The organism is Streptomyces sp. NPDC005962, assembly GCF_040629205.1.
In the GTDB taxonomy this organism is placed as follows: Bacteria; Actinomycetota; Actinomycetes; order Streptomycetales; family Streptomycetaceae; genus Streptomyces.
This window is the reverse complement of record NZ_JBEXVE010000009.1, coordinates 188,944-213,220: the sequence shown is the minus strand read 5'-3', so window position 1 is coordinate 213,220 and position 24,277 is coordinate 188,944. Positions and strand designations below refer to the sequence as shown.

Here is a 24,277-nt window from a genome sequence, read left to right as displayed (position 1 = left end):
GGGAGTTCTTTTCCAGGGTTCTTGGTTAGGGCGCGGCCCCACCGCCTGTCGGCCACCCGACACCTGGCCCCACCCCACCGGCAGTCGGCCCCCCGGCCTCCGGTCAGATCAGCCGTCGGATGTCGCCGCGGACGCGGTAGAACCCGCCCGCGGCCGCGTGCAGGGTCTCCACGACATAGCGCGCCCCGGGCTCCCGTATCGCGCGCGGGAATTGGACCTTCCAGGACGGCTCGTAGCCCTCCGACACCACGCGCACCCGGACGCGGCCACCGTCCTGGACGCACTCGACGACGACCGACCCGGCGGGGGCCTGGGCGACGGTGGTCACCGCGTCCACGGCCGTGGCGGGCACGTAGGTCGGCAGGGCGGCGGCGAGCTTGACGTCCCGCACGGCGGGCACCGTGCCCTGGTGCGCCGCCGAGATGGCCGCCTCGCTCGCGTCGACGCACACCAGTGAGCCGTCCGTGGTCACCAGGTACAGCCGGCTCTCGTGGTACTGCATGGACAGCGCCGACCCGCTGCCCGTGCCGAGCTTCCACAGGCGCGTGCCGTCCCGGTCGAAGCAGTACACGGATGACGCCGAGTCACCGGCGAAGACGAACCGCCCGCCGGGCGAGGTGGCGCACGAGTACACCGCGTTGTCGCAGGCGTAGGTGGCCTCGATCGCGCCGGTCGCCTTCGACAGCCGCTGGACCACGTGGCGCCCCGTTCCCGCGTACACGGTGTCGTCCTCCTGCCAGCCGAACAGGACGCCGCCCGTGGTGCGCGTGTGCCACAGCTCGCCGCTGCCGTCGGGCGCGTAGGCGGTGACGCCCTGGGAGTGGCCGTGGTAGGCGGCCCGGTCGTCGGCGCGGACCATCCAGCCGCCCCCGCCCTGGCTGCGGCGGGCCCACTGGTGCTCGTCCTCGTGGTCGATGACGGTGAGCCCCCCTTGCCCGTCCGAGACGTTCAGGACGCCCTCATGGATGTCCAGCCAGTAGATGTCGACGTTCGCCGCGATGTCGTACGCCGCGAACGGCAGCTTCGAGGACAGGTCGTAGACCTTGCCGTCGTCACAGCCCGCGTAGATCCAGAAGTCGTCGGCGACCAGGCACTTCACCCCGTCCGGGAGGCTGAAGCGGGCGAGGACTTCACCGTCGTGGCCCAGGTTGTAGACGTCCCCCGCCTGGTTGCCGACCCAGCACCGGTCGTCGTCGATGTGGATGCCGAACGCGGAGGAGCCGGTGCGGAACCGCCACAGCACGGGGGCGACGGCCCGCGCGGTGGAGGGGGCGGAGGTCACCTGGCGCCGCGTCACCCGGCGCGGGGCCCGCTGCCCGGGGACGGCCGGGGCGTACCCCTTGCGGACCTTCTCGCCGACCTTCTTCGCGGCGGCGGCCTTCGCCTTCTCCGCCGTGGCGAACGTCGACACCTGCGTCTGCCCGGCGGCGCCGATCCGCCCGTACCGCACCGTCACCACCAGGGCGTCGACAGCCACCTCGTAGAACTTGTGCGCGCCTTCGCCATCCTGCGACAGCTCCAGATACGTCGTCGTCGACACGACAGACCCCTCCCCAAGGGCGGACCCGCGGCCTTGTCCGCCGGGTCCCACTGCCTCAGACCGTAGGAGGGGCCACTGACAATCGGGCGGCGAAGCCGACGAAGGCGGCCCAGGCGGGGGCGGCGACGGTGAGGGCCGGTATCGCGGTGTCCTTGGAGTCGCGGACGTGCACGGCACCGGGGCACGCGGCGACCTCGACGCATGCGTTGCCTTCTGCGCCGCTGTAGTTGGACTTGCGCCATTCGACGGCGACTTCGACGCATGCGTTGCCCGAGCCGCCGCTGTAGCTGCTCTTGAACCAGGTCAGTTCGGTGCTCATTGCTCTCCTGTCAGGAGTCGTTCGATGAAGGCGACCGACGCTTCGGGGTCCAGGGCTTGCGACTGGATCGTGCCATACACGTGGTTCAGCTGGCTGATGTCTTCAGGGTCCGAGAGGAAGTAGCTGCCCCGCTGCCCCTCGACGTACCCGACAACGCAGTGGTTCGGAGTCTCCAGCAAGACCATGGGGCCGTCGACGCCAGCGTTGGTCTCACGGGAGGTTGGCATGACTTGTAGCTGCACATTGTGCAGGGCCGCGCACTTGAGGAGGTGGCGCAGCTGGCCCTCCCACACCTCCCGGCCGCCGATCATCTTCCGTAGTACGGCCTCTTCAAGGACGAACGCCAGCCTGGGGGCGGGCTTGCGGCAGAGGAGCTGCTGAGTCGCCAAGCGCCTTTGCACCGCTCGCTCCACCTCTTCCTCGTCCAAGCTGGGACGCAGCGACCGGAAGACCGCTCGGGCGAAGTCCTCGGTCTGGAGCAGTCCGTGCAGGATGTGGGTCGAGTACACATGCAGGGCCAGGGCTTCGGCCTCAAGCTCCAGATACTCCTGCGTCCACTCCGGCGGTCCGTCCTCCCACAGCAGCTTCGCCGCCTCCATCAGCAGCCCCTGAGCCGCAAGCGCCTCGTCCACCGCCACCACATACGGCGGCTTCGGCACCCTTTCCGCACGCTCGACCTTGGCGATCATCGATTCGGTGTAGGGGACCCGCTTCTCCAGGTCCTTCATCGTCCATCCGAGCCGTTCCCGCATCATGCGGGACTGCGCACCGAACACCTTCGCGGCCGGTGACGGCTTCTTCTTCCGCTGGGTCAACGCTGCCCCCTCGCATCGCACAGATCGCACAGTCGCGACGATGTCACGCACCGTCACGTCGATTCTGTGACCAGGCTAGACGTGACCTGTGACAGTAGGCACATGTCACGCGAAGTCACCTCACCGACCGGTCTCCGCTTGCTACCCTGGTCGACTCCCGACGGCCGTCCCTGCTATCTCTCCACCGACGGCGACGGCCCCGTGGCCGCCCTGGCGGACGAGGTCGAGGACATGCAGCTCTCCACCGGAGACGAGCTACTGACCCACGCCCGCGCGATGCTGGCCGATCCGAAGATCCCGCTCGGCGAGTTTCGTTTTCTCTCCGCCCGCCTCACCGAGGCGCTGCACGACGCGATCCGCGTGGCGCGGAGCCGTGAATGTCTCCGACCCGGCTCGTAGGGTGACCGCCATGAACATCTGCGTCTTCTGCTCTGCCGCCGACCTCGACGACCGCTACACCGCCCCCGCGCGGGAGTTCGCCGAGCTGATCGGCAAGGGCGGGCACACCCTGGTCTGGGGCGGGTCGGACGTCGGGCTGATGAAGGTCATGGCCGACGGGGTCCAGGAGCACGGCGGGCGGCTGGTGGGGATCTCGGTGGAGTTCCTGGCGAGCCGGGCCCGGGAGAACGCCGACGAGATGGTGATCGCCAAGGATCTCGCCGAGCGCAAGGCGCAGCTGCTCGCCCGGGCCGACGCGGTCGTGGTCATGGTGGGCGGGACCGGGACGCTGGACGAGGCGACCGAGATCCTGGAGCTGAAGAAGCACGGGCTGCACATCAAGCCGGTCGTGCTGCTGAACGCGGAGGGGTTCTACGACGGGCTGAAGCTCCAGTTCCAGCGGATGGAGGAAGAGGGCTTCCTGCCGCGCCCGCTGAGCGAGCTGGTGCACTTCGCGGAGAACGGCGCGGAGGCGATGGCGTACCTGGAATCGGTCTGATCCGGCTGTCGACGGCAGGTGCGTCAAGCCTGGCTGACGTTGTTCTGGCACATCCAGTAGTCGCGTCATAGGCTGTCTCATGCGGGTTTTCCGCACCAGAGAGCGTAAGGCGGCGATCTGGGCACCGCCTCACGAGGAGGATGGCCGTGCTGCTCAGCTTCCGGGTGGCCAATCACCGGTCGATTCGCGACGAGCAAGAGCTGTCGCTGGTGGCGACTGAGTTCAACGACGGTACGGGCCGAGAGACGAGCGCCCGGTTCGAGGGCAAGCCCGTGTCGGTGCTGCCCGCGATCGCGATCTTCGGAGCCAACGCTTCGGGCAAGTCGAACGCGCTGGAGGCCCTGCGATTCATGAGGAGGGCTGTACTCGAGTCCTTCGCCGACTGGGGCAAGGAGCCGGATGCTGTTCCCCGCGAACCGTTCGCGCTCGACCCCGCGGCCCGCGAGGAAACCAGTCTCTTCGAGGTCGAGCTGCTCCTGGGCCGCACCCCGACCCGTTATACCTACGGGTTCGAGGTATCCGACGAGCGCGTAGAAGCGGAATGGCTCCACGCCTATCCCTCCGGGCGTCGTCAGGTCTGGTTCGACCGGGAGGCAGGGAGGCCGGAGGACGAGGGCGGCGAATTCAAGTTCCCCGGCAGCGGGCTCCGCGGCCGTAAGGATGAAGCCACGGCCCTCACCAGGCCCAACGCCCTCTTCCTTACGGTCGCGGCCACCCTCAACCATCCGCAGCTCTCCGCAGTTCATCACTGGTTCGTCGACAACCTGTGGCTGGTCACTCCTCAGGATGATGTGCCCGTGCGCACCCACTGGACACGCAGAGAGCTCAGCCGCTCCGACGAGGAAGGGAAGAAGCTGCGGGAACGGCTGACAAGACTGCTCGCCGTGGCGGACCTCGGCATCACCGGGATGGACCGCGACCCCGAGAGTGGTGAAGTGCGCCTGCTGCACCGGACCCCGGACGGCGGCACGGCACCCTTGGACTTCTGGGAGCAGGAATCCCTGGGAACCCACGCCTGGTTCGCCTTTCTCGGCCCGCTCTTCCACATCCTGGACCAAGGCGGCTCTCTCCTCGCCGATGAGCTGGACTCCAGCCTGCACCCGCTGCTCGCGGCCGAGGTGATCCGACTCTTCCACGACGAGCAAGCCAATCCACGGGCCGCACAGCTCATCTTCACCACCCATGACGCGACCCTGCTCGGTAACGCGACCGCCCAGCGTCCGCTCGACCGGGATCAGGTGTGGATCACGGTCAAGAGCCGGGGTGGGGAGACCGAGCTGTATCCGCTGACCGCGGCGAAGGCCCGCAAGGAGGAGCCCCTTGAACGCCGTTATCTCCGGGGGCACTACGGGGGGATTCCTCAACTGATCACCGGAGAGATCGCGCATGAGCTGGCCCGGGTGGAGAAAGAGCTGAAGGCGACAGCGTGAGCAGGGGGCGGAGAGGTCAGCAGGACAGTGGCGGGCGGCGCAAGCGGAGGCGTGAACTGGGGGAGCCTCCCCGGTCTCCTCGCGGGCCGGTCGGCGCGTACGGGGACAGAGCCCAGCGGGTCGTCTACATCGCGCACGAGGGCGAAAAGACCGAGAAGGACTACCTTCAGATGCTGGAGCGCACCTACCGCGCCCGTGAGGGCAAACCGCCCTTCAGGCTTGCGCTGGTAGGAGAGGCGGGCGGCCTGCGGCCGATGGCGACCGTCGACCGGGTGCTGGAAGAGGCCGGGCCGCACGACGAGAAATGGGTCCTCTTCGACCGGGACGTCGCGGACAACCGTGACGCCGAGATCCCGCGAGGCCGAGGTCTCCGACGACAGCGGCCCCCTCGATGGGGAGCAGCCCCAGTCGTACGAGGAATGGACGAAGCACAGCGGCCATGTCGGCGGGTGCGATCCCCTCAAGCGTGACCCGTCCTCCGATGTGTGGCGGCTGCTCGCCGCGCTGGAGATCGACGGCGAAGACGACTGACGTCGGTGGTGGGTCGCTGAAGAAACACGGCCGGTCCGACGTTCAGCGGGCCTCGGCGGTGGCCTTCAGGTCGCGCAGCCACTGTTCGAGGCCCGCGCCGAGGGCCGCAGTCGCCGTGGGGGCGTCGGATTCGACCTGGGCGCCGGTCCACGTCTCGTCGGTGTGTACGCGCACGCCTCCCTTGGCCTTGGTGAACGTCCACAGGTGGACGCCCTCGTCGATGCGCAGCCCGTCACCGACCGCAGGCCCCTTCCACAGGATGCAGGAGCCGCGCCGGAGTTGGCGGACGGTGGACGTGATGTTCAGGGTGGTGGCGGGCGTCGTGGGGGTGGCCTGCGCCGGGGTGGTCCAGCGGAACCGCGAACCCTTCCGCAGGGGGCCCGGGTCGAGGCGCTTCATGGTGAGGACGGGCGGCTGCCAGGCGGGCCAGCGCTCCACATCGGTCTGCAGCTTCCAGATGGTGCTCAGCGGCGCCTTGATGACGGTGTCGGTCCGGTGGCGGATGAGCGCGCCGGGGTCGACGCCTTCGCCGCGGCAGGTGGACGGAGCGCCCGGGCTCGCGGCCTGCGCATGGGCGGGGGCGGCGATCCCGAAGACGCAGGCGACGGCGATGGCGGCGCGCGTTAACGGACGAATGCTCGGCATGAGACTCTCCAGAACGGTGAGGACTTCTTGTGTTCGTTAGAAGTTCTAACGCGAAGTCGGCCGGAGCGTCAAGAGGGTGATGCCGTGCGGCCGGAGAAGGTGCGGCAAGCTGGGGGCATGGGAACGCATCTGATCACTGGGGCAGGCTCGGGCATCGGCGCGGCGGTCACCGGGCGGCTGGCCGAGCGGGGCGACGAGCTGTGGCTGCTGGCGCGGGACGCCGGGCGGGCGAAGGAGCTGGCCGGGCGGTTCCCGGGGGCGCGTACGGTCGTCGGCGACCTGGGCGATCCGGAGAAGCTGTCGTGGGCGCTGAGCCACCAGTCGCTGCCCGACCGGCTCGACTCGCTGCTGCACATCGCGGGCGTGGTCGACCTCGGCGAGATCGGTGAGCTGACCCCCAAGGCGTGGAACCGGCAGCTCGCCGCCAACCTCGTCGCGCCCGCCGAGCTGACCCGCCTGCTGCTGCCCCAACTCCGGCTGGCGCAGGGCCATGTCATCTTCCTCAACTCCGGCGCGGGCCTGCGCGCCAACGCCCAGTGGGGCGCGTACGCGGCCAGCAAGCACGGGCTGAAGGCCCTCGCGGACGCGCTGCGCTGGGAGGAGAGCGGCAACGGCCTGCGGGTGACGACCGTCTACCCGGGGCGCACCGCGACGCCGATGCAGGTGAAGGTGCATCAGCAGGAGGGCAAGGAGTACGAGGCGGAGCGCTGGATCGCCCCGGAGACCGTCGCGACGAGCGTGCTCACCGCGCTCGACCTGCCGCGCGACGCGGAGATCACGGACCTCCAGATCCGCCCCCGCGGCTGATGACCGTCACCCCATAGGCTTTCGGGGTGAGCGAGAAGACCAACAAGCACAGCTGGGGCGCGGGAGCCGCGACCGGTATCGGGTCGATGCCGGGGGGCGACGCGCGGGAGGCCGCGAAGACCGTCACCGGGTCGCTGGAGGGCCTGCCGTATCTGCCGGAGCTGCCCGCGCGGGGGCCCGGCGCGGACATGATCGGGCGGACCGCCGGGATGCTCGTCGAGGTGTACGCCCATGTGGAGCCGAGCGGCTGGCGGATCAGTGACCGGCCGGGGCGGGACACCCGGCGGGGGCGGTCCTGGCTCGGCGAGGACCTGGACGCGCTGGAGGAGTACACCCAGGGGCACCGCGGGGCGCTGAAGGTGTCGGCCGTCGGGCCGTGGAGCCTGGCCGCGAGCCTGGAGCTGCGGAACGGGGAGGCCGCGCTGAGCGACCCGGGGGCCTGCCGCGACCTGACGGCCTCGCTGGCCGAGGGCGTACGCGCGCATCTGGCGGAGGTCCGCCGCAGGGTGCCCGGCGCCGAGGTGGTGCTGCAGCTGGACGAGCCGTCGCTGACGTCCGTGCTGACCGGGAGCGTCCGCAGCGCCAGCGGCTACCGCACCCACGCCGCCGTGGACCGGGGCGTGGTCGAGGGCGCGCTGCGGGATCTGGTGGCGGCCGCGGAGGCGCCGGTGGTGGTGCACTCGTGCGCGCCGAACGTGCCGTTCGGGCTGCTGCGGCGCGCCGGGGCGAGCGGGGTCTCGTTCGACTTCTCGCTGCTCACGGAGCGTGAGGAGGAGGCGATCGGGGAGGCCGTGGAGGGAGGAACGGCGCTGTTCGTCGGCGCCGTCCCCGGCACGGACGCCGCGTTGTCGGACCCTGCCGGTAGCGTCAGTGGTGTCAGGACGCTGTGGCGCAGGCTGGGGCTGTCACCGGGGACTCTCGCGGAGTCCGTGGTGATCACGCCGTCGTGCGGGCTCGCGGGCGCTTCGCCCGCGTACGCGCGCGCCGCGCTGGCCCACTGTGTCCGGGCGGCGAGATCGCTCGCGGACAACCCTGAGTAACTGGGAGGACGACACGGTGGCCGGCGAACAGCAGTCGACAGTGCCCGCAGAGGCACGGGATGAGCACGCCAAGCTCGCTGAGCAGGTCGAGGAGCACCGCTTCCGGTACTACGTGAAGGACTCCCCGATCGTCAGCGACGCGGAGTTCGACAGGCTCCTGCGCAGGCTGGAGGCGCTGGAGGAGGAGCACGCCGAGCTGCGGACCCCCGATTCGCCCACCCAGAAGGTGGCGGGGGCGTACGAGACGGAGTTCACCGAGGTCGAGCACCGCGAGCGGATGCTCAGCCTGGACAACGCGTTCGACGATGACGAGCTGGGGGCGTGGGCCGACCGCATCGCCAAGGAGCTGGGCACCGGCGCGTACCACTTCCTGTGCGAGCTGAAGGTGGACGGCCTCGCGGTCAACCTCACCTATGAGCACGGGCGGCTGACCCGCGCCGCGACCCGTGGCGACGGGCGCACCGGCGAGGACATCACGCCCAACGTGCGCACCATCGCCAAGATCCCCAACCGGCTGACGGGCGACCGCGTCCCGGCGCTGGTGGAGGTGCGCGGCGAGGTCTTCCTGCCCCGGAAGGCGTTCGAGGAGCTGAACGCGCGGCTGGTGGAGGCGGAGAAGCCGCCGTTCGCCAACCCGAGGAACGCGGCGGCGGGTTCGCTGCGCCAGAAGGACCCGAAGATCACCGCGAGCCGTCCGCTGGACATGGTGGTCCACGGGATCGGCGCGCGCGACGGCTTCGCCATCGAGCGGCTGTCGCAGGCCTACGAGCTGCTGCACGAGTGGGGGCTGCCGACCGCCGCCCACTTCCAAGTGGTGGACACGATCGAGAGCGTGCGCGAGTTCATCGCGCACTACGGGGTCAGCGAGCACCGCCATTCGGTGGAGCACGAGATCGACGGCGCGGTCGTCAAGCTGGACGAGATCTCGCTGCAGGGGCGGCTCGGCTCCACCTCGCGGGCGCCGCGCTGGGCGATCGCCTGGAAGTTCCCGCCCGAGGAGGTCAACACCAAGCTGGTCGACATCCGGGTGGGCGTGGGGCGCACGGGGCGGGTGACGCCTTATGCGGTGGTTGAACCGATCACAGTCGCGGGCTCGGAGGTCGAATTCGCGACACTGCACAACCAGGACGTAGTCAAGGCCAAAGGTGTGCTGATCGGTGACACCGTGGTGCTGCGAAAAGCGGGCGATGTCATTCCGGAGATCCTGGGTCCGGTCGCCGATCTGCGGGACGGCAGCGAGCGTGAATTCGTGATGCCCGCCGCGTGCCCGGAGTGCGGGACGGCGCTGCAGCCTGCCAAGGAGGGCGATGTCGATCTGCGGTGTCCCAACAGCCGGTCCTGCCCGGCGCAGCTGCGCGAGCGGATTTTCTATCTCGCGGGGCGGAAATCCCTGGACATCGAGAACCTCGGATATGTCGCCGCGGCCGCCCTCACCCAGCCGCTGGAACCCGCCGAGCCGCCGCTGCGGGACGAGGGCGATCTGTTCGACCTGAAGATCGAACAACTGTTGCCCATCCGCTCGTATGTACTGGACTCGGACAGCGGGCTGCCCAAGCGCGATCCGGAGACGGGCGAGGAGAAGGTCGTCACCTTCTTCGCCACCCAGAAGGGCGAGGCGAAGAAGAACGCCCTGGCGATGCTGGCCAATATCGAGGCCGCCAAGCAGCGCCCGCTGGCCCGGATCATCACCGGCCTTTCGATCCGTCATGTCGGCCCGGTCGCGGCCACCGCGCTGGCCCGGGAATTCCGCTCGCTGGACCGGATCGCCGAGGCCGGTGAGGAGGAGCTGGCGGCCACCGAGGGCGTCGGCGGAATCATCGCCACCTCGGTGAAGGAGTGGTTCGCCGTGGACTGGCACCGCGAGATCGTGGAGAAGTGGCGGCGCGCCGGAGTGCGCCTGGAGGAGGAAGCGGCGGAGGACGCGGGCCCGCTGCCGCTCAAGGGGATGACCGTGGTGGTCACGGGCACCCTGGAATCGCACACCCGGGACGGTGCCAAGGAGGCGCTGCAGAACCGTGGTGCGAAAGTCACTGGCTCTGTTTCGAAAAAGACCGATTTCGTGGTCGTCGGCGACAATCCCGGTTCGAAGTACGACAAGGCCATGCAGTTGAAGGTGCCCGTGCTCGATGACGACGGATTTGCCGTCCTCCTCGAACAGGGCCCCGACGCCGCACGCGAGGTCGCCGTCACACCTCCGGAGGAGTCCGAAGAGGAGACCAAGGAGAAGACCAAGGAGGAGTCCGAGGAGTAGTCAAGTCGCTCACGAGGAGTAGTCCGGACACCCGTCCGGCGCAGTAGTCCGGCCATCTTCGGTGCCGGAGCGCCGTAAAGCTGGCCGGAATACGACTGGGAGCACTTCCCGGGCACAGCCAGCGGGCATCACCCTTACAGCGCATACCAGAAGGCTATGGATCGTCGGGCGGCATTCGGGCAACCGCTGCCGATCGCCGCCCGCCATGCCCTTCTGCGGCCTACTGTTGAGGTGTGCGCCTGCCGTGGCGCTGGCACCGCCGGCTGTGAGAGGGACGGGTATGAAACCGACCGAAAGCGCCGCACCGGCGTCGCGGCTTCGCCGGGTTGTCCTGCCCGCACTGCCCGCCGCCGCGGTCGCCATGGCCGCTTTCGCACTCGGCATCGGAGTATTCCGAGTGCTCGACGCGGGCCATGCGCTCTTTCCCGACGGCACCGTGGGCTGGTCGCTCGCGGTCCTCACCGGAATCATCGTCGGCCATCTCGTCGCCCTCGGCCGGGACCGCTGGTGGGGCGGCACCGGCTCGGGCGCGGCGTTAACCCTGGCCGCGCTCCTGCTGTACGGCTGGATGCCCGCGATGCTCGTCAGCCTCGCCGTCGTGGTCCTGGTCGGCGCCGCCCGGCGGCACCGCTGGCGGCAGGCCGCCCTGCACGGCGCGGTCGACATCCTCGGCGTCGGCGCGGCCGCCCTCACCCTCGCCGCCTTCGGCACCACGCCGTCCGTCGAAGAGCCCTGGCACACCGACACCTGGCACGTCTCCGCCATCCCCCAGACGGTCCTGGCCGCCTTCGTCTACCTCGCGGTGACCCGCTCCCTGCTGTGGTACTCCCTCGCGCCGCCCGGCGCCGGCCTGCCCACCGTCGCCCGCACCGCCCTCTTCCGGCAGGCCCTCGTCGGCCTCGCGCTCCTCGGCATCGCCCCGCTCATCGTCGTCGTCGCCGGGGACACCCCGCTGCTGCTCCCGCTGTTCGCCGTGCCGCTGGTCGCCCTCGACTCCACGCTGTGGATCGCCCGGGTGCGCGCCGAGGAGCAGCTGCGCGACCCGCTCACCGGGCTGCCCAACCGCCAGTGGCTGCTGGAGCGCACCTGGACCGCGCTGGACGAGGCCGAGCGGGCCGGAGCCCGCACCGCGCTCGTCCTGCTGGACCTCGACCGCTTCCGCTCGGTCAACGACACCCTCGGCCACCTCGCGGGAGACCGGCTGCTGCTCCAGATCGCCGAGCGGCTGCGGCTGGCGCTGCCCCGAGGGGCCGAGGTGGCACGGCTCGGCGGCGACGAGTTCGCCGTCCTGCTGCCCACCACCGACTCGCTCACCAGCGCCCAGCGCAGCGCCCGCGTCCTGGTCGGCGACCTCGGCAACCCGCTCGACCTGGACGGGCTGACCCTGGTGCTGGAGGCCAGCGCCGGGGTCGCCGTCTACCCCGACCACGCGCTCGACGCCGAGGGGCTGCTGCGCCGCGCCGACGTGGCCATGTACCAGGCGAAGCGGGACCGCAGCGGCGTCGAGCTGTACGAGGCGCGGCGCGACGGCAACACCCCCGACCGGCTCGGCCTGCTGGGCGATCTGCGGCGCGCGCTGGACGCGGGCGACGTCGAGCTGCACTACCAGCCCAAGGTCGGCTTCGACGGACATGTCGCCGGTCTTGAGGCGCTGGTCCGCTGGGTGCACCCGGAGCGGGGGAAGGTGCCGCCGGACGAGTTCATCTCCATGGCCGAGAGCTCCGGGCTGATGCCCCGGCTGACCGAGTACGTCCTGGAGACCGCGCTCGGCCAGGTCGCGCGCTGGCGCGCCGACGGCCTGATGGTGCCGGTCGCCGTCAACGTCTCGCCGCGCGATGTGCACACCCCCGGCTTCGCCGGAGCCGTCGCCGGGCGTCTCGCCCGGCACGGGGTCCCGGCCGGGGCGCTCCAGCTGGAGATAACGGAGCACGTGCTGCTGGAGGACCCGCAGCGGGCCGCCGACACCCTCGCCGGGCTGACCGGGCACGGGGTGAAGATGTCCCTGGACGACTTCGGCACCGGGTATTCGTCGCTGGTCCATCTGCGGCGGCTGCCGGTGAGCGAGCTGAAGATCGACCGCTCGTTCGTGGCCCGGCTCGCCGTGGACAACGAGGACGCGGAGATCGTGCGCTGCACGGTCGATCTCGCGCATTCGCTGGGGCTGCTCGTCGTCGCGGAGGGTGTCGAGGACGACGAGACGTGGGAGCGGCTGCGGGATCTGGGCTGTGACGCGGTGCAGGGGTGGCTGGTGGCGGCCGCGATGCCGCCGGACGAGGCGACGGCGTGGCTGCGGGCGCGGGGGGAGAGCGGGTGGCACCGCGAGGAGCGGACGCCCGCTCCCGAGGAGAAGGACGCGGATCAGCCGGTGACGTAGGGCCCGTGCCCCTTGGGGTTTCGGGGCCGGGTGCGGGCCGGTGGGTGGGTTGTGCCCACCCGTCCCGCCCCCAGCTACCGCTGGGAGGTGCCCCCGGCGGAACGATGCCCACAACGCGTATGCGTCAAAGCGTTTCGCGCCTCGTGGTGGCGGCGCCATAGGATTGGGGCCGGAAAACACTTCACACTCACCCTGAGGATCGCTGCATGCCTGGCATCACGCGCGAGGAGGTCGCCCACCTCGCACGGCTGGCGCGTCTGGAGCTGAAGGCGGAAGAGCTAGACCACTTCGCCGGACAGCTGGACGACATCATCGGCGCGGTGGCCCGCGTCTCCGAGGTCGCCGACCAAGACGTACCGCCGACCTCCCACCCGCTGCCCCTGACCAACGTCATGCGGCCGGACGAGGTCCGTCCGTCGCTGACCCCGCAGGAGGCGCTCTCCGGCGCCCCGGCCCAGGAGCAGCAGCGTTTCAAGGTGCCGCAGATCCTGGGGGAGGACTGACCCGCATGACTGACTTGATCAGGCTCACCGCGGCGGAGATCGCCGCCAAGGTCGCTTCCGGCGAGCTCACCGCCGTCGAGGTCACCGAAGCCCATCTGGCCCGTATCGAGGCCGTCGACGAGAAGGTGCACGCCTTCCTGCACGTGGACCGCGAGGGCGCGCTCGCGCAAGCCCGCGCCGTCGACGAGAAGCGGGCGCGCGGCGAGGAACTGGGCCCGCTGGCCGGGGTTCCGCTCGCGCTCAAGGACATCTTCACCACCAAGGGGATTCCGACCACCGTCGGTTCCAAGATCCTCGAAGGGTGGATTCCGCCGTACGACGCGACCGTGACCCAGCGGCTGCGGGACGCGGACGTGATCGTCCTCGGCAAGACCAACATGGACGAGTTCGCCATGGGGTCCTCGACCGAGAACAGCGCGTACGGGCCCACCGGCAACCCGTGGGACCTCACCCGCATCCCCGGCGGCTCCGGAGGCGGCTCCTCCGCCTCCCTCGCGTCCTTCCAGGCGCCGCTGGCCATCGGCACCGACACCGGCGGCTCCATCCGCCAGCCCGCCGCCGTCACCGGCACGGTCGGCGTCAAGCCGACGTACGGGGGGGTCTCCCGGTACGGCATGGTCGCGTTCTCGTCCTCGCTGGACCAGGGCGGCCCCTGCGCCCGTACCGTGCTGGACGCGGCCCTGCTGCACGAGGTGATCGCCGGGCACGATCCGCTCGACTCGACCTCGATCGACGCTCCGGTTCCGGCGGTCGTCGAGGCCGCCCGCAACGGCAGCGTGCGCGGCATGCGCGTCGGCGTGGTCAAGGAGTTCGCGGGCGAGGGCTACCAGGCCGGTGTCATGCAGCGCTTCGCCGAGTCGGTGGAGCTGCTGCGCGAGCTGGGCGCCGAGATCGTCGAGATCTCCTGTCCGTCCTTCGACAAGGCCCTGGCCGCGTACTACCTGATCGCGCCGTCGGAGTGCTCGTCCAACCTGGCCCGCTTCGACGCCATGCGCTACGGGCTGCGGGCGGGCGACGACGGCACCAAGTCCGCCGAGGAGGTCACCGCGCTCACCCGTGCGGAGGGCTTCGGCGCGGAGGTCAAGCGCCGGATCATGCTCGGCACGTACGCGCTCAGCTCCGGCTACTACGACGCGTACTACGGCTCGGCGCAGAAGGTCCGCACCCTGATCACCCAGGACTTCGAGAAGGCGTTCGAGCAGGTCGACGTGTTGATCTCGCCGACCACGCCGACCACCGCCTTCCCGATCGGCGAGCGCGCCGACGACCCGATGGCGATGTACCTCGCCGACCTGTGCACGATTCCTTCGAACCTGGCGGGGAACGCGGCCATGTCACTGCCCTGCGGTCTGGCGCCGGAGGACGGTCTGCCGGTCGGACTGCAGATCATCGCTCCCGCCATGGCCGACGACCGGCTCTACCGGGTCGGTGCCGCGGTCGAGGCCGCGCTCACCGAGCGGTGGGGCCACCCGCTGATCGAGGAGGCACCGTCGCTATGAGTGCGATCAAGAAGGCCAAGGGCTTCAAGAAGTCCAAGCCCGGCACCTATCTGACCATCGCGACCTCGCTGTTCGGCGCGGTCAGCGTGTTCAAGCAGGCCAAGAAGGCCCGCTTCGAGAACGACAAGCTGCAGCTGGCCGACGCGGTGGTCTCCGCCGCCGCCATCGCCACCGGCGTCGCCCTGCTCGTCCGCGAGCTCAAGCGCATGGGCGACGACGACGTCCTCGCGGGTTGAGAGGTTAGTTTTCCGTGACCGTCACTGAACTGGTGTCGTACGAGGACGCCCTGGCCGCCTACGACCCCGTGATGGGGCTCGAGGTCCATGTCGAGCTCGGCACCAAGACCAAGATGTTCTGCGGGTGTTCGACGACGCTGGGCGCCGACGCCAACGCGCAGACCTGCCCCACCTGCCTCGGCCTGCCCGGCTCGCTGCCCGTCGTCAACGCGATCGGCGTCGAGTCCGCCATCAAGATCGGTCTCGCGCTGAACTGCGAGATCGCCGAATGGTGCCGCTTCGCCCGGAAGAACTACTTCTATCCGGACATGCCGAAGAACTTCCAGACCTCGCAGTACGACGAGCCGATCGCCTTCAACGGCTACCTGGACGTCGAGGTCGACGGCGAGATCTTCCGCGTCGAGATCGAGCGCGCCCACATGGAGGAGGACACCGGCAAGTCCACCCACGTGGGCGGCGCGACGGGCCGTATCCACGGCGCCTCGCACTCCCTCCTGGACTACAACCGGGCCGGGATTCCGCTCATCGAGATCGTCACCAAGCCGATCGTCGGGGCGGGGGAGCGGGCCCCCGAGATCGCGCGGGCGTACGTCGCCGAGCTGCGCGAGCTCATCAAAGCGCTCGGGGTCTCCGACGCGCGTATGGAAATGGGCCAGATGCGGTGCGACGTGAACCTGTCGCTGCGGCCGCACGGTGCCGACAAGTTCGGCACCCGCTCCGAGACGAAGAACGTCAACTCGCTGCGGTCCGTCGAGCGGGCCGCCCGCTTCGAGATCCAGCGGCACGCGGCGGTGCTCGGCGACGGCGGGACGATCATCCAGGAGACCCGTCACTTCCACGAGGAGGACGGCTCCACGACGTCCGGCCGGATCAAGGAAGAGGCCGAGGACTACCGGTACTTCCCCGAGCCGGACCTCGTGCCCGTCGCGCCCTCGCGCGAGTGGGTCGAGGAGCTGCGCGGCACGCTGCCGGAGCTGCCGCGGGTGCGGCGGACCCGGCTGCGGGAGGACTGGGGCATCTCGCACCACGAGATGCAGTCCGTCCTCAACGCGGGTGCGATCGATCTGATCACCGCGACGATCGACGCGGGCGCGGATGCGGGTGCCGCGCGCAAGTGGTGGATGGGCGAGCTGGCCCGCCGCGCCAACGAGGAGGGCACCGAGCTGGCCGCCCTCCCCATCACCCCGGCCCAGGTCGCCCGGGTGTGCGCCCTGGTCGAGGAGGGCTCCCTCAACGACAAGCTGGCCCGTCAGACGATCGAGGGCGTGCTGGCCGGTGAGGGCGACCCGGACGCGGTTGTCGCCGCGCGCGGCCTGAAGGTCGTCTCCGACGAGGGCGCGCTGGGTACGGCGGTGGACGAGGCGATCGCCGCCAATGCCGCTATCGCGGACAAGATCCGTGGGGGCAAGGTCGCGGCGGCCGGTGCCTTGGTCGGGGCCGTCATGAAGGCCACCCGCGGCCAGGCGGACGCGGCGCGCGTGCGCGAGCTGATCCTGCAGAGGCTGGGCGTCGAGGGCTAGCGGTTTCCGCTGGGTGCGGTCCGGCGGCGGGGTGCGTGGGTGCGCCCCGCCGCCGGTGTGTTTGCGGGGTGTGGTGCGCGGCTGCGGGTTTCGTTTCCGGATGCGGGCCGGTGGGTGTGCGGGGTGCGCTGCGGGCCCCGCGGGTCTCGTTGCCGGGTGCGGGCCGGTGGCCGGGTTGTGCCCACCCGTTCCTCCCCCAGCTACCGCTGGGAGGTGCCCCCCGGCGGAACGATTGCCCACAACCGGGGGCGGGGGGAGATGCTCCAACCCCCTAGCCCCTCCGGCGTTTGAGGAGCGGGGGTGTGGGGGGCGGAGCCCCCACCACGGGGGCCGGGGGCTTGCCCCCGGTTTCGGGAAGGGGCGGGGTGGGGGACTCCGCGCCGCAGGCGCCCCGGCTACAGCAGCACGGGGGTCAGGTCCGGCTCGGACATCTCCGTGTCGAACGGGTACAGCGGGCGCTCGACCCGGTGGTGGCCCAGCCGCAGAAGGTCCTGATCGACGCCGCCCGGCGTCAGGGCGAGGCGCCAGTCGGCCGCCATCTCGTACAGCTCCGGCTCCAGGTAGCCGATCTTCACCACGACCAAGTCGTACGTCCGCGGGTCCAGCGACCCGAAGTCGGCCAGCCGATGGAACGGCTTGCGGCGGCTGGTCAGCACCACGGTGACCCCGCCGCACCGCACCGCCGCGACATCCCCGCCCGCCTCGTCGTCCCGGCACACGGAGACCACCTCGCCGACCAGGTCGTACGGGCCACCGTGGGCCGTGGGCCCGCTGATGTGCCCGCCGACCGGGAGGGACACCGTCGCGCCGAGCCCCGCGGCGAGGCACCGCGCGACCGCCGCCGGATCGGTGATGCCGGGGTGGAGGGCGGTGGCGCGGCCCGAGGCCAGTTCCTCGTGGGCGAGCAGGCGGCGCAGCATGTACGCGAGGTCACCGGCGCCGCCCGCCGTCGGGTTGTCGCCGGAGTCGCTGATGAGGAAGGGGCGTTCGGGCGAGGCGAGGGCGTCGGCGACGCATTCGTCGGCGCCGCCGGTGGGGCCGACGAAGGCGAAGTCGCGGCGCACCTCCCAGTACTCGCGGGCCAGCGACCGCGCCTGGTCGACGACGAGCGCGGGATCGTCGCCGGTGACGACCACGGTGGCCCGGCAGCGCGGCTCGTCGGCCCAGGCGTAACCGACCCAGATCGCCGCGTCCACGACTCCGTCGAGCGCCTCGACGGCGGCCAGCCGCCCGTAGAGCGAGGCGGCGGGCTCCAGCCGGGTGCTGGTCTTCTCGCCGGGCAGCAGCACGGGGATCTGCACCCAGGCGACATGCGGGCGGCCCTTCCCGGAGGCGAGGCGTTCGACGAGCTTGCGGGCGGCGCGCTCACGCGTCTCCCAGGCGTCCTCGTGCGGGGCGAGCCGGTGCGCGGTGAGCAGGTCGAGGCGATCGGCGAAGCGGCGTGAGACGTTGCCGTGGAGATCCATGGCGGCGGAGATCAGCGCGTCGGGCCCGAGAGCGTCGCGTACCGCGTCGGTGAGGTCGGCCTCGGCGTCCTCCATGCCGACGACACTCATCGCGCCGTGGATGTCGTACAGCAGCCCGTCGAGGGGACCGGCCGCCCGGATACGGTCGGTGAGTTCGGCCTTGAGCCGGGCGTAGACGGCGGGCTCGACGGGCCCGCCGGGAAGCGCGACGGCGTGCACCAGCGGCACCCATTCGACGAGCCCGCCGAGGTCGCCGTCCGGCCGGGTCCAGCCGTAGCGGGCCAGCAGGTCAGCGCCGCGGGTGACGCGGAAGTCGTCGTATCCGGCGCGGTGCGGGCTGAAGGTGCTGGATTCGATGTGCATGCCGCCGATGCCGATCCGCAGACGGCGGCCTCGGGAGGTGGTGGGTGCCATGCTGCCTCGCTTCCGGTCGGTCCGCGCTCACCCTATGCGTGTGCCGGCGTGCGTTGGCCGAATGAAGACGATGTCACGGCGGGCCTTGGTGGTTACCATCCGTAAGTTGTCGCACCAGACGCGCCAGACGTACCAGAGAGCCCGTTGACCTCATGGAGGCGGTATGGGGCTGTCCGGCATACGCATACGCAGACGCTTGAGCAGACGCACCGTCATACCCGTCCTGCTCGCGGCCCTGCTGACCGGCGGCTGTTCGGCCGGTTCCGGGCGGGTCACGGACATCGGCGCGACCGGCGGGACCAGGGTCGAGGGCGGTACGGCGACCATGGCGCTGCCGCCCGCCGCCGGGCCCAACTGGATCTTCCCGATCGGCGCCCCCGGCTATCTGGCCTCGTACAACGGCGCCCTGCAGGGCCTGCTGTATCCGCCGCTGTACCAGCCGGTGCGCAGCGGCGGGAAGCTCACCATGGACAACCCGCGCAACCTCGCCGAGCCACCCCGCTACGGCGACGGCGACACGACCGTGACCGTCACCCTGAAGCGGGGCTACACCTGGTCCGACGGAACCCCCGTGACCACGGGAGACGTCAAGTTCTGGTTCGATCTGATCAAGGACAACAAGAAGGAGTGGGGCGGCTATTCGCCCGGCCTCCTGCCCGACAACGTCAAACGGTTCGAGACGGTCGACGACCGCACCTTCCGGCTCCGGCTCGTCCGTGCGTACAACCCCGCCTGGTTCACCGCCAACCAGCTCGGCCAGAACATCGTCCCGCTGCCGCGCCACGCGTGGAACCCGCGGAACGAAAGCCCCCGGAAGGCCTTCGCCCGGCTGATCCGGCACGCCAAACGGCTCTCGGCGTTCGCCACCGATCCGCTGTGGAAGACCGTCTCCGGACCCTGGACGATCGACCGGTGGAGCACCTCCGGTCAGGTCTCGCTCGTCCCCAACCGCCATTACACCGGCCCCGACAAACCCCACCTCGACCGCGTCGTCTTCAAGCCGTTCACCACCGCCGACTCCGAATTCAACGTGCTGCGCTCCGGCGGCGTCGACTACGGCTACATCCCGCCCTCGGTCATGGCCCAGGCCGGACGGTTCAAGGAGCTGGGCTATCGCGTCGACCCGTGGGAGGGCTGGGCGATCACGTACATCGTCCTCAACCTCAACCACCCCACCGCGGGCCCGCTGCTGCGCCAGACCTATCTGCGCCGGGCCCTCCAGTACCTGATCGACCAGCGCTCCCTCGCCCGGGTCGTCTGGCACGGCACCGCCGCCCCCACTCGCGGCCCGGTCCCGGACAGCCTGCTGGCCCGCGACCCGTACCCGTACGACCCGGCCAGGGCGCGGCGGCTGCTGGCCGCACACGGCTGGCGCGAGCGCGGCGGGGCGCTGCGGTGCGTACGGCCCGGGGCGGGGCCGGACGCCTGCGGGAGGGGGATCGGGGCGGGGCAGCGGCTGAAGCTGTCGCTGCTGTCCCAGTCCGGCTCGACCGAGACCTCCAACCAGATGCAGGAGATCAAGTCCTCGTACGACCGGGCCGGGATCGCCCTCGACATCCGGCAGCAGCCGCTCAACACCGTCCTCGGCACGACCGTCCCCTGCCGGCGGACCGAACCGCTGTGCTCGGCGTGGGAGCTGGGGTTCTTCGGCACGGCGGGCAGCTGGTACTTCCCGCCCGCCCCCAGCGGGGAACAGCTCTTCGCCACCGGCGCCCCCTCCAACATGGGCAACTGGACCGATCCGCGCGCCGATGAGCTGATCAAGGCCACCGAGTACTCCGGCGATCCGGCCGCCATGCGGCGCTACGGGGAGTACGTCGCCCGGCAGGTCCCCGTCCTGTGGACCCCCAACCCCGCCTACCAGGTCTCCGTCATCCGCAACGACCTGCGCGGCATCGACCAGAATCCGACGCTCACCCTGGCGCCCCAGGACTGGTACTTCGTCAAGGACGCGAAGGGGCGCCGATGATCCGGTTCCTGGCGCAGCGGACCGCGCAGGCGGCCGTCGTCCTGCTCCTCGTCTCCGTCATCGTCTTCGTGCTGCTGCATCAGCTCCCCGGCGGCCCGGCCCGCGCGATCCTCGGCCCCCGGGCCACCCCGCAGGCCGTCGAGCACTTCGACCACCAGCAGGGCTACGACCTCTCGCTTCCCCTCCAGTACGTCCGCTACCTGGGCCGACTGCTCACCGGCGACCTCGGCGAGTCGTACAAGCTCAACCAGACCGTCACCGCCCTGCTGGCCGACCGGCTCCCCAAGACCCTGGTGCTGACCGGGCTGTCGATCGCGCTCGCGGCCGTCCTCGCCGTTCCGCTCGGCGTCCTCCAGGCCGTACGCCGGGGCGGGATCGCCGACCATCTGCTCACCGGGGTCGCGTTCCTCGCGTACGCCACGCCGGTCTTCTTCCTCGGCCTCGTCCTCATCCTCGTCTTCAGCCAGCGGCTCCAGCTCTTCCCGGCCGAGGCCCCGCAGGCGGACACGGTCGGCGGCATCCTGTCCGCCCCGTCCGCGCTGGTGCTGCCGGTGGTCACGCTGGCGCTCGGCATCGTCGCCGCGTTCAGCCGCTACACGCGCTCGGCGGTGCTGGACAACCTGAGCGAGGACTACGTCCGCACCGCGCGCGCCAAGGGCCAGTCCAACGCCCGGATCATGGCCCGGCACGTGCTGCGCAACGCGCTCATCCCGCTCGCGGGCCTCCTCGGCCTCTACCTGCCGACGCTCTTCAGCGGCGCGCTCGTCGTGGAGTCGATGTTCAACTACCCGGGGATGGGGCTGCTGTTCTGGAACGCGGCCCAGGGCTCGGACTTCCCGGTGCTGCTCGGGGTGACGCTCCTCGTCGGCGTCGCCACCGTCCTCGGCTCGCTGCTCACCGACATCGCGTACGCCGCCCTCGACCCCCGGATCAGGAGCGTCTCGTGACCGCCGCGGGCTCCGTGAACGCAAGCGACTCCGTGAACGCAAGCGACTCCGTGAGCGCCGCGGCCGCCACCCCCGGCCTCGCCCGCCGCGCGCTGTCCGTCTTCACCCGCGACAAACCGGCCCTGACCGGCGCGGTGGTGCTGGTGGGGCTGATGGCGTTCTGCTTCCTCGGCCCGCTGATCCGCCCCACCGACCAGGTGCACACGGACCTGAGCCGGGCCAACCTCCCGCCCGGCAGCCCCGGCCATCCGCTCGGCACCACCGATCTCGGCTACGACATGCTGGGCCGGTTGATGACCGGCGGCCAGACCTCCCTGGAGGTCGGCCTCGCGGCGGGGCTGTTGGCCACCCTCATCGGCACCGTGTACGGCGCGGTCGCGGGTTACTTCGGCGGCTGGCTGGATGCCGTGATGATGCGGATCACGGATGCCGCGCTCGCCATCCCGGCGCTGTTCCTACTGGTCGTCGTGGCCACGATCGTCACCCCGAGCAAAGCCGTGCTGATCCTGATCATCGCCTCCGTCGCCTGGCTGTCCCCGGCCCGCCTCCTGCGCGGCGAGGCGCTGGCCCTGCGCGGCCGCGACTACGTCCACGCCATGCGGCTCATGGGCGGCGGCGGTGCCCGGGCCGTCTTCCGGCACATCGTGCCGAACGCCATCGGCACGGTGATCGTCAACGCCACGTTCCAGATCGCCGACGCGATCCTGTACGTCGCCTATCTGTCGTTCCTCGGGCTGTCCATCCCCCCGCCCGCCGCCGACTGGGGCTCCATGCTCAGCACCGGCATCACCTACACCCAGGTCGGCTACTGGTGGCTGATCTTCCCGCCCGGCATCGCGATCGTGCTCGTCGTCGCCGCGTTCACCTTCATCGGCGACGGCCTGCGGGACGCCTTCGACGTGCGGCTCCAGCGGCTCGGGAGGAACGGCTGATGACCGACTCCCTGTTGTGCGTCGACGACCTCCACGTCGAGATCCCGGACCGCGACGGCGACCGCCGCCGCACCGCGCACGCCCTCGACGGGGTCTCCCTCGACCTCGCCCCGGGCGAGGCGCTGGGCCTCGTCGGCGAGTCCGGCTGCGGCAAGACGATGACCGCGCTGAGCGTGCTGGGCCTGCTGCCGGGCGGAGCCCGTATCACCGGCGGTTCCCTCACCTTCGCCGGTACGGACCTGGGATGCGCGCCCGAACCGGTGCTGCGGGGCGTACGCGGCAACACCATCGGCATGGTCTTCCAGGACCCGCTCACCTCCCTCAACCCCACCATGACCATCGGCGCCCAGGTCGCCGAACCGCTGCTGCTGCACAAGGGCGTGGCGCGGGCGGAGGCGTGGCGGCGGGCCGAGGAGATGCTGCGGCTGGTCGGCCTGCCGCAGCCCGGGGAGCGGCTGCGGACCTATCCGCACCAGCTCAGCGGCGGTATGCGGCAGCGGGTCGCCATCGCCATGGCGCTGATCTGCGAACCCCGGCTGCTGATCGCCGACGAGCCGACGACGGCGCTGGACGTCACCACGCAGGCCCAGATCCTGGAGCTGATCGACGCGTTGCGGGCGCGGCTGGGCATGGCGCTGATCCTGGTGACCCACGACCTCGGGGTGATCGCCCGGCGGGTGGACCGGGTGGCGGTGATGTACGCGGGCCGGACGGTGGAACGGGCCGGTGTGCGCGCCCTGTTCGCCGCTCCGCGCCACCGCTACACCCAGGCGCTCTTCGCCGCCCTCCCGGAACGCGCCGCCGACGCGTCCCAGCCGCTGGCCACGATCCCGGGCCTCCCGCCGTCGCCCACGGCCCGGCTCACGGGCTGCCGGTTCGCGCCGAGGTGCGGGTTCGCGAGCGAGCGGTGCGAGACGGCTGATCCGCCGCTGGAGGGGGCGGACGGGGGCGCGCGTCGCGAGGCGCACGCCTTCGCCTGCTTCCATCCCGTAGCGGCCGATGCCGATGCCCATGCCGATGCCGATGCTCTTGCCGATCCCGTCGCCGAGGTGGTTCCGGCGGCTCCGGTCCGTGCCCCGGCCTCGGTTCGTACCGATGACGTCCTGCTGCGGGTCACCGGCCTGACCAAGGACTATCCCCTGCGCGGCGGCCCGTTCGCCCGCCGCCGGGGCGCGGTGGTGAGCGCGGTGGCGGGGGTGTCGCTCTCCGTGCGGAGGGGGGAGACGTTCGGGATCGTGGGGGAGTCCGGCTGCGGGAAATCCACCCTCGGCAGGCTCGTCGTCGGTATGGAGCCCCCGACCGCCGGTTCCGTCCGGTTCGGCGAGCGCGACCCCGCCACGCTGGACCGGCGCGCCCGCAAGGCGCACCGCCGCGAGGTGCAGCTGATGTTCCAGGACTCGTACGCCTCGATGGACCCGCGGATGCGGGTGGCGGCGATCCTGCGCGAGCCGCTGGTCATCCAGGGCATCGGGGACCCGGCCGGGCAGCGCGCGCGGATCGCGCGGCTGCTGGACGACGTGGGTCTGGAGCGGGGCGCGGTGGACCGCTATCCGCATGAGTTCTCCGGCGGTCAGCGGCAGCGGCTCGGGCTGGCCCGGGCGCTCGCGCTCGCGCCGTCGCTCGTCGTGGCGGACGAACCGGTCTCCGCGCTGGACGTCTCGGTACAGGCGCAGATCCTCAACCTGATGCGGGAGTTGCAGCGCGAGAAGGGCATGGCGTATCTGTTCATCTCGCACGACCTCGCCGTGGTCCGGTATCTCGCGGACCGGGTCGGTGTGATGTACCTGGGCAAGCTGGTGGAAACCGGGCCCGCCGCGACCGTGTTCGCCTCGCCCCTCCACCCGTACACCCGTGGGCTGCTGGACACGGCGGACCATGCCGATCCGGGCGTACGGCCGTCGGCCGCGCCACTCGGCGGGGAGACCCCGTCGGCCGCCGATCCGCCCTCCGGCTGCCGGTTCCGCACCCGCTGCCCGCACGCCCGGGACCTCTGCGCGCGCGAGGAGCCGCTGCCCGCCGAACCGGCCGCCCCGGGGCACACGGTGGCCTGCCACTTTCCCCTGACCCCGTCCTCTTCCTGACCCCGCTTGTTCCCTGGCTTC

General features: G+C 71.0%; 21 protein-coding genes and 1 pseudogene. 17 read left to right on the top strand and 5 right to left on the bottom strand.

The genetic code is table 11. The features are described 5' to 3' along the window. Positions 1-103: 103 nt before the first annotated feature. Genes ABZ370_RS17720 through ABZ370_RS17710 form a run of 3 tightly spaced genes read right to left on the bottom strand, consistent with a single transcriptional unit; the run spans position 104 to position 2,674 of the window. On the bottom strand, positions 104-1,540 hold the full coding sequence (locus tag ABZ370_RS17720) for a WGR domain-containing protein (protein WP_358621345.1): 1,437 nt from the start codon (positions 1,538-1,540) through the stop codon (positions 104-106). Positions 1,541-1,595: 55 nt separating this feature from the next. Next, on the bottom strand, positions 1,596-1,859 hold the full coding sequence (locus ABZ370_RS17715; protein WP_358621342.1) for a DUF397 domain-containing protein: 264 nt from the start codon (positions 1,857-1,859) through the stop codon (positions 1,596-1,598). Next, positions 1,856-2,674, bottom strand: a complete 819-nt coding sequence (locus tag ABZ370_RS17710; RefSeq protein WP_358621339.1) for a helix-turn-helix transcriptional regulator — start codon at positions 2,672-2,674, stop codon at positions 1,856-1,858. The genes ABZ370_RS17715 and ABZ370_RS17710 overlap by 4 nt, the downstream gene beginning before the upstream one ends. 102 nt (positions 2,675-2,776) lie before the next feature. Between ABZ370_RS17710 and ABZ370_RS17705 the strand changes: the two genes are divergently transcribed. The 5 genes and pseudogenes from ABZ370_RS17705 (at position 2,777) to ABZ370_RS17685 (ending at position 5,572) form a co-directional block, all read left to right on the top strand. Next, complete coding sequence (locus ABZ370_RS17705; protein ID WP_358621337.1) at positions 2,777-3,073, top strand: hypothetical protein; 297 nt, start codon at positions 2,777-2,779, stop codon at positions 3,071-3,073. Between the two features lie 10 nt (positions 3,074-3,083). Then, positions 3,084-3,611: a TIGR00730 family Rossman fold protein gene (locus ABZ370_RS17700; RefSeq protein WP_358621335.1), complete on the top strand. Its 528-nt coding sequence runs from the start codon at positions 3,084-3,086 to the stop codon at positions 3,609-3,611. A gap of 146 nt (positions 3,612-3,757) precedes the next feature. Continuing rightward, a complete protein-coding gene (locus ABZ370_RS17695; protein WP_358621332.1) occupies positions 3,758-5,041 on the top strand; it encodes an ATP-binding protein in 1,284 nt (427 codons plus the stop codon). Further along, positions 5,038-5,364, top strand: a pseudogene (locus ABZ370_RS17690) (hypothetical protein); the annotation flags it as partial. The gene ABZ370_RS17695 and the pseudogene ABZ370_RS17690, both read left to right, overlap by 4 nt. 16 nt (positions 5,365-5,380) lie before the next feature. Further along, complete coding sequence (locus tag ABZ370_RS17685; protein ID WP_358621614.1) at positions 5,381-5,572, top strand: hypothetical protein; 192 nt, start codon at positions 5,381-5,383, stop codon at positions 5,570-5,572. A 42-nt stretch (positions 5,573-5,614) separates the two neighbouring features. Here ABZ370_RS17685 and ABZ370_RS17680 read toward each other — a convergent pair whose 3' ends face one another. Next, entirely contained in the window at positions 5,615-6,217 is a 603-nt protein-coding gene (locus tag ABZ370_RS17680) for an SRPBCC family protein (RefSeq protein ID WP_358621329.1), read from the bottom strand. 117 nt (positions 6,218-6,334) lie between these two features. Between ABZ370_RS17680 and ABZ370_RS17675 the strand changes: the two genes are divergently transcribed. The 8 genes from ABZ370_RS17675 to gatB all read left to right on the top strand — a co-directional run bounded on the left by ABZ370_RS17675 (position 6,335) and on the right by gatB (position 16,447). Then, positions 6,335-7,024, top strand: coding sequence for an SDR family oxidoreductase (locus ABZ370_RS17675; protein ID WP_358621326.1), 690 nt, complete (start codon positions 6,335-6,337; stop codon positions 7,022-7,024). Between the two features lie 26 nt (positions 7,025-7,050). After that, on the top strand, positions 7,051-8,064 hold the full coding sequence (locus ABZ370_RS17670) for a methionine synthase (RefSeq protein ID WP_358621324.1): 1,014 nt from the start codon (positions 7,051-7,053) through the stop codon (positions 8,062-8,064). Between the two features lie 16 nt (positions 8,065-8,080). Continuing rightward, positions 8,081-10,315, top strand: a complete 2,235-nt coding sequence (gene ligA, locus ABZ370_RS17665) for an NAD-dependent DNA ligase LigA (protein WP_358621322.1) — start codon at positions 8,081-8,083, stop codon at positions 10,313-10,315. Positions 10,316-10,595: 280 nt separating this feature from the next. Continuing rightward, entirely contained in the window at positions 10,596-12,689 is a 2,094-nt protein-coding gene (locus ABZ370_RS17660; protein WP_358621320.1) for a bifunctional diguanylate cyclase/phosphodiesterase, read from the top strand. Between the two features lie 206 nt (positions 12,690-12,895). Beyond that, the gene (gene gatC, locus ABZ370_RS17655) at positions 12,896-13,192 is read left to right on the top strand and encodes an Asp-tRNA(Asn)/Glu-tRNA(Gln) amidotransferase subunit GatC (RefSeq protein ID WP_358621318.1); all 297 of its coding nucleotides are present in this window, start codon (positions 12,896-12,898) and stop codon (positions 13,190-13,192) included. 5 nt (positions 13,193-13,197) lie between these two features. After that, positions 13,198-14,691, top strand: coding sequence for an Asp-tRNA(Asn)/Glu-tRNA(Gln) amidotransferase subunit GatA (gatA, locus tag ABZ370_RS17650; protein WP_358621315.1), 1,494 nt, complete (start codon positions 13,198-13,200; stop codon positions 14,689-14,691). Then, positions 14,688-14,927, top strand: a complete 240-nt coding sequence (locus tag ABZ370_RS17645; RefSeq protein WP_358621312.1) for a hypothetical protein — start codon at positions 14,688-14,690, stop codon at positions 14,925-14,927. Before gatA ends, ABZ370_RS17645 begins: the two co-directional genes overlap by 4 nt. Before the next feature lie 14 nt (positions 14,928-14,941). Further along, the gene (gatB, locus tag ABZ370_RS17640) at positions 14,942-16,447 is read left to right on the top strand and encodes an Asp-tRNA(Asn)/Glu-tRNA(Gln) amidotransferase subunit GatB (RefSeq protein WP_358621309.1); all 1,506 of its coding nucleotides are present in this window, start codon (positions 14,942-14,944) and stop codon (positions 16,445-16,447) included. A gap of 395 nt (positions 16,448-16,842) precedes the next feature. Here the strand turns inward: gatB and ABZ370_RS17635 are convergent, their stop codons facing one another. Next, a complete protein-coding gene (locus tag ABZ370_RS17635; RefSeq protein ID WP_358621306.1) occupies positions 16,843-18,327 on the bottom strand; it encodes a M81 family metallopeptidase in 1,485 nt (494 codons plus the stop codon). A gap of 196 nt (positions 18,328-18,523) precedes the next feature. Here ABZ370_RS17635 and ABZ370_RS17630 point away from each other — a divergent pair, with 196 nt between their 5' ends. The 4 genes from ABZ370_RS17630 to ABZ370_RS17615 are packed head-to-tail and all read left to right on the top strand — an operon-like array spanning position 18,524 to position 24,256. Next, positions 18,524-20,296, top strand: a complete 1,773-nt coding sequence (locus tag ABZ370_RS17630) for a peptide ABC transporter substrate-binding protein (protein WP_358621304.1) — start codon at positions 18,524-18,526, stop codon at positions 20,294-20,296. Further along, positions 20,293-21,243 carry an ABC transporter permease gene (locus tag ABZ370_RS17625; RefSeq protein ID WP_358621302.1) on the top strand — a complete coding sequence of 317 codons (951 nt, stop codon included), beginning with the start codon at positions 20,293-20,295 and terminating at the stop codon, positions 21,241-21,243. Before ABZ370_RS17630 ends, ABZ370_RS17625 begins: the two co-directional genes overlap by 4 nt. Before the next feature lie 32 nt (positions 21,244-21,275). Next, entirely contained in the window at positions 21,276-22,175 is a 900-nt protein-coding gene (locus ABZ370_RS17620; RefSeq protein WP_358621597.1) for an ABC transporter permease, read from the top strand. Next, positions 22,175-24,256 carry an ABC transporter ATP-binding protein gene (locus tag ABZ370_RS17615; protein ID WP_358621299.1) on the top strand — a complete coding sequence of 694 codons (2,082 nt, stop codon included), beginning with the start codon at positions 22,175-22,177 and terminating at the stop codon, positions 24,254-24,256. The genes ABZ370_RS17620 and ABZ370_RS17615 overlap by 1 nt, the downstream gene beginning before the upstream one ends. Positions 24,257-24,277 lie beyond the last annotated feature (21 nt).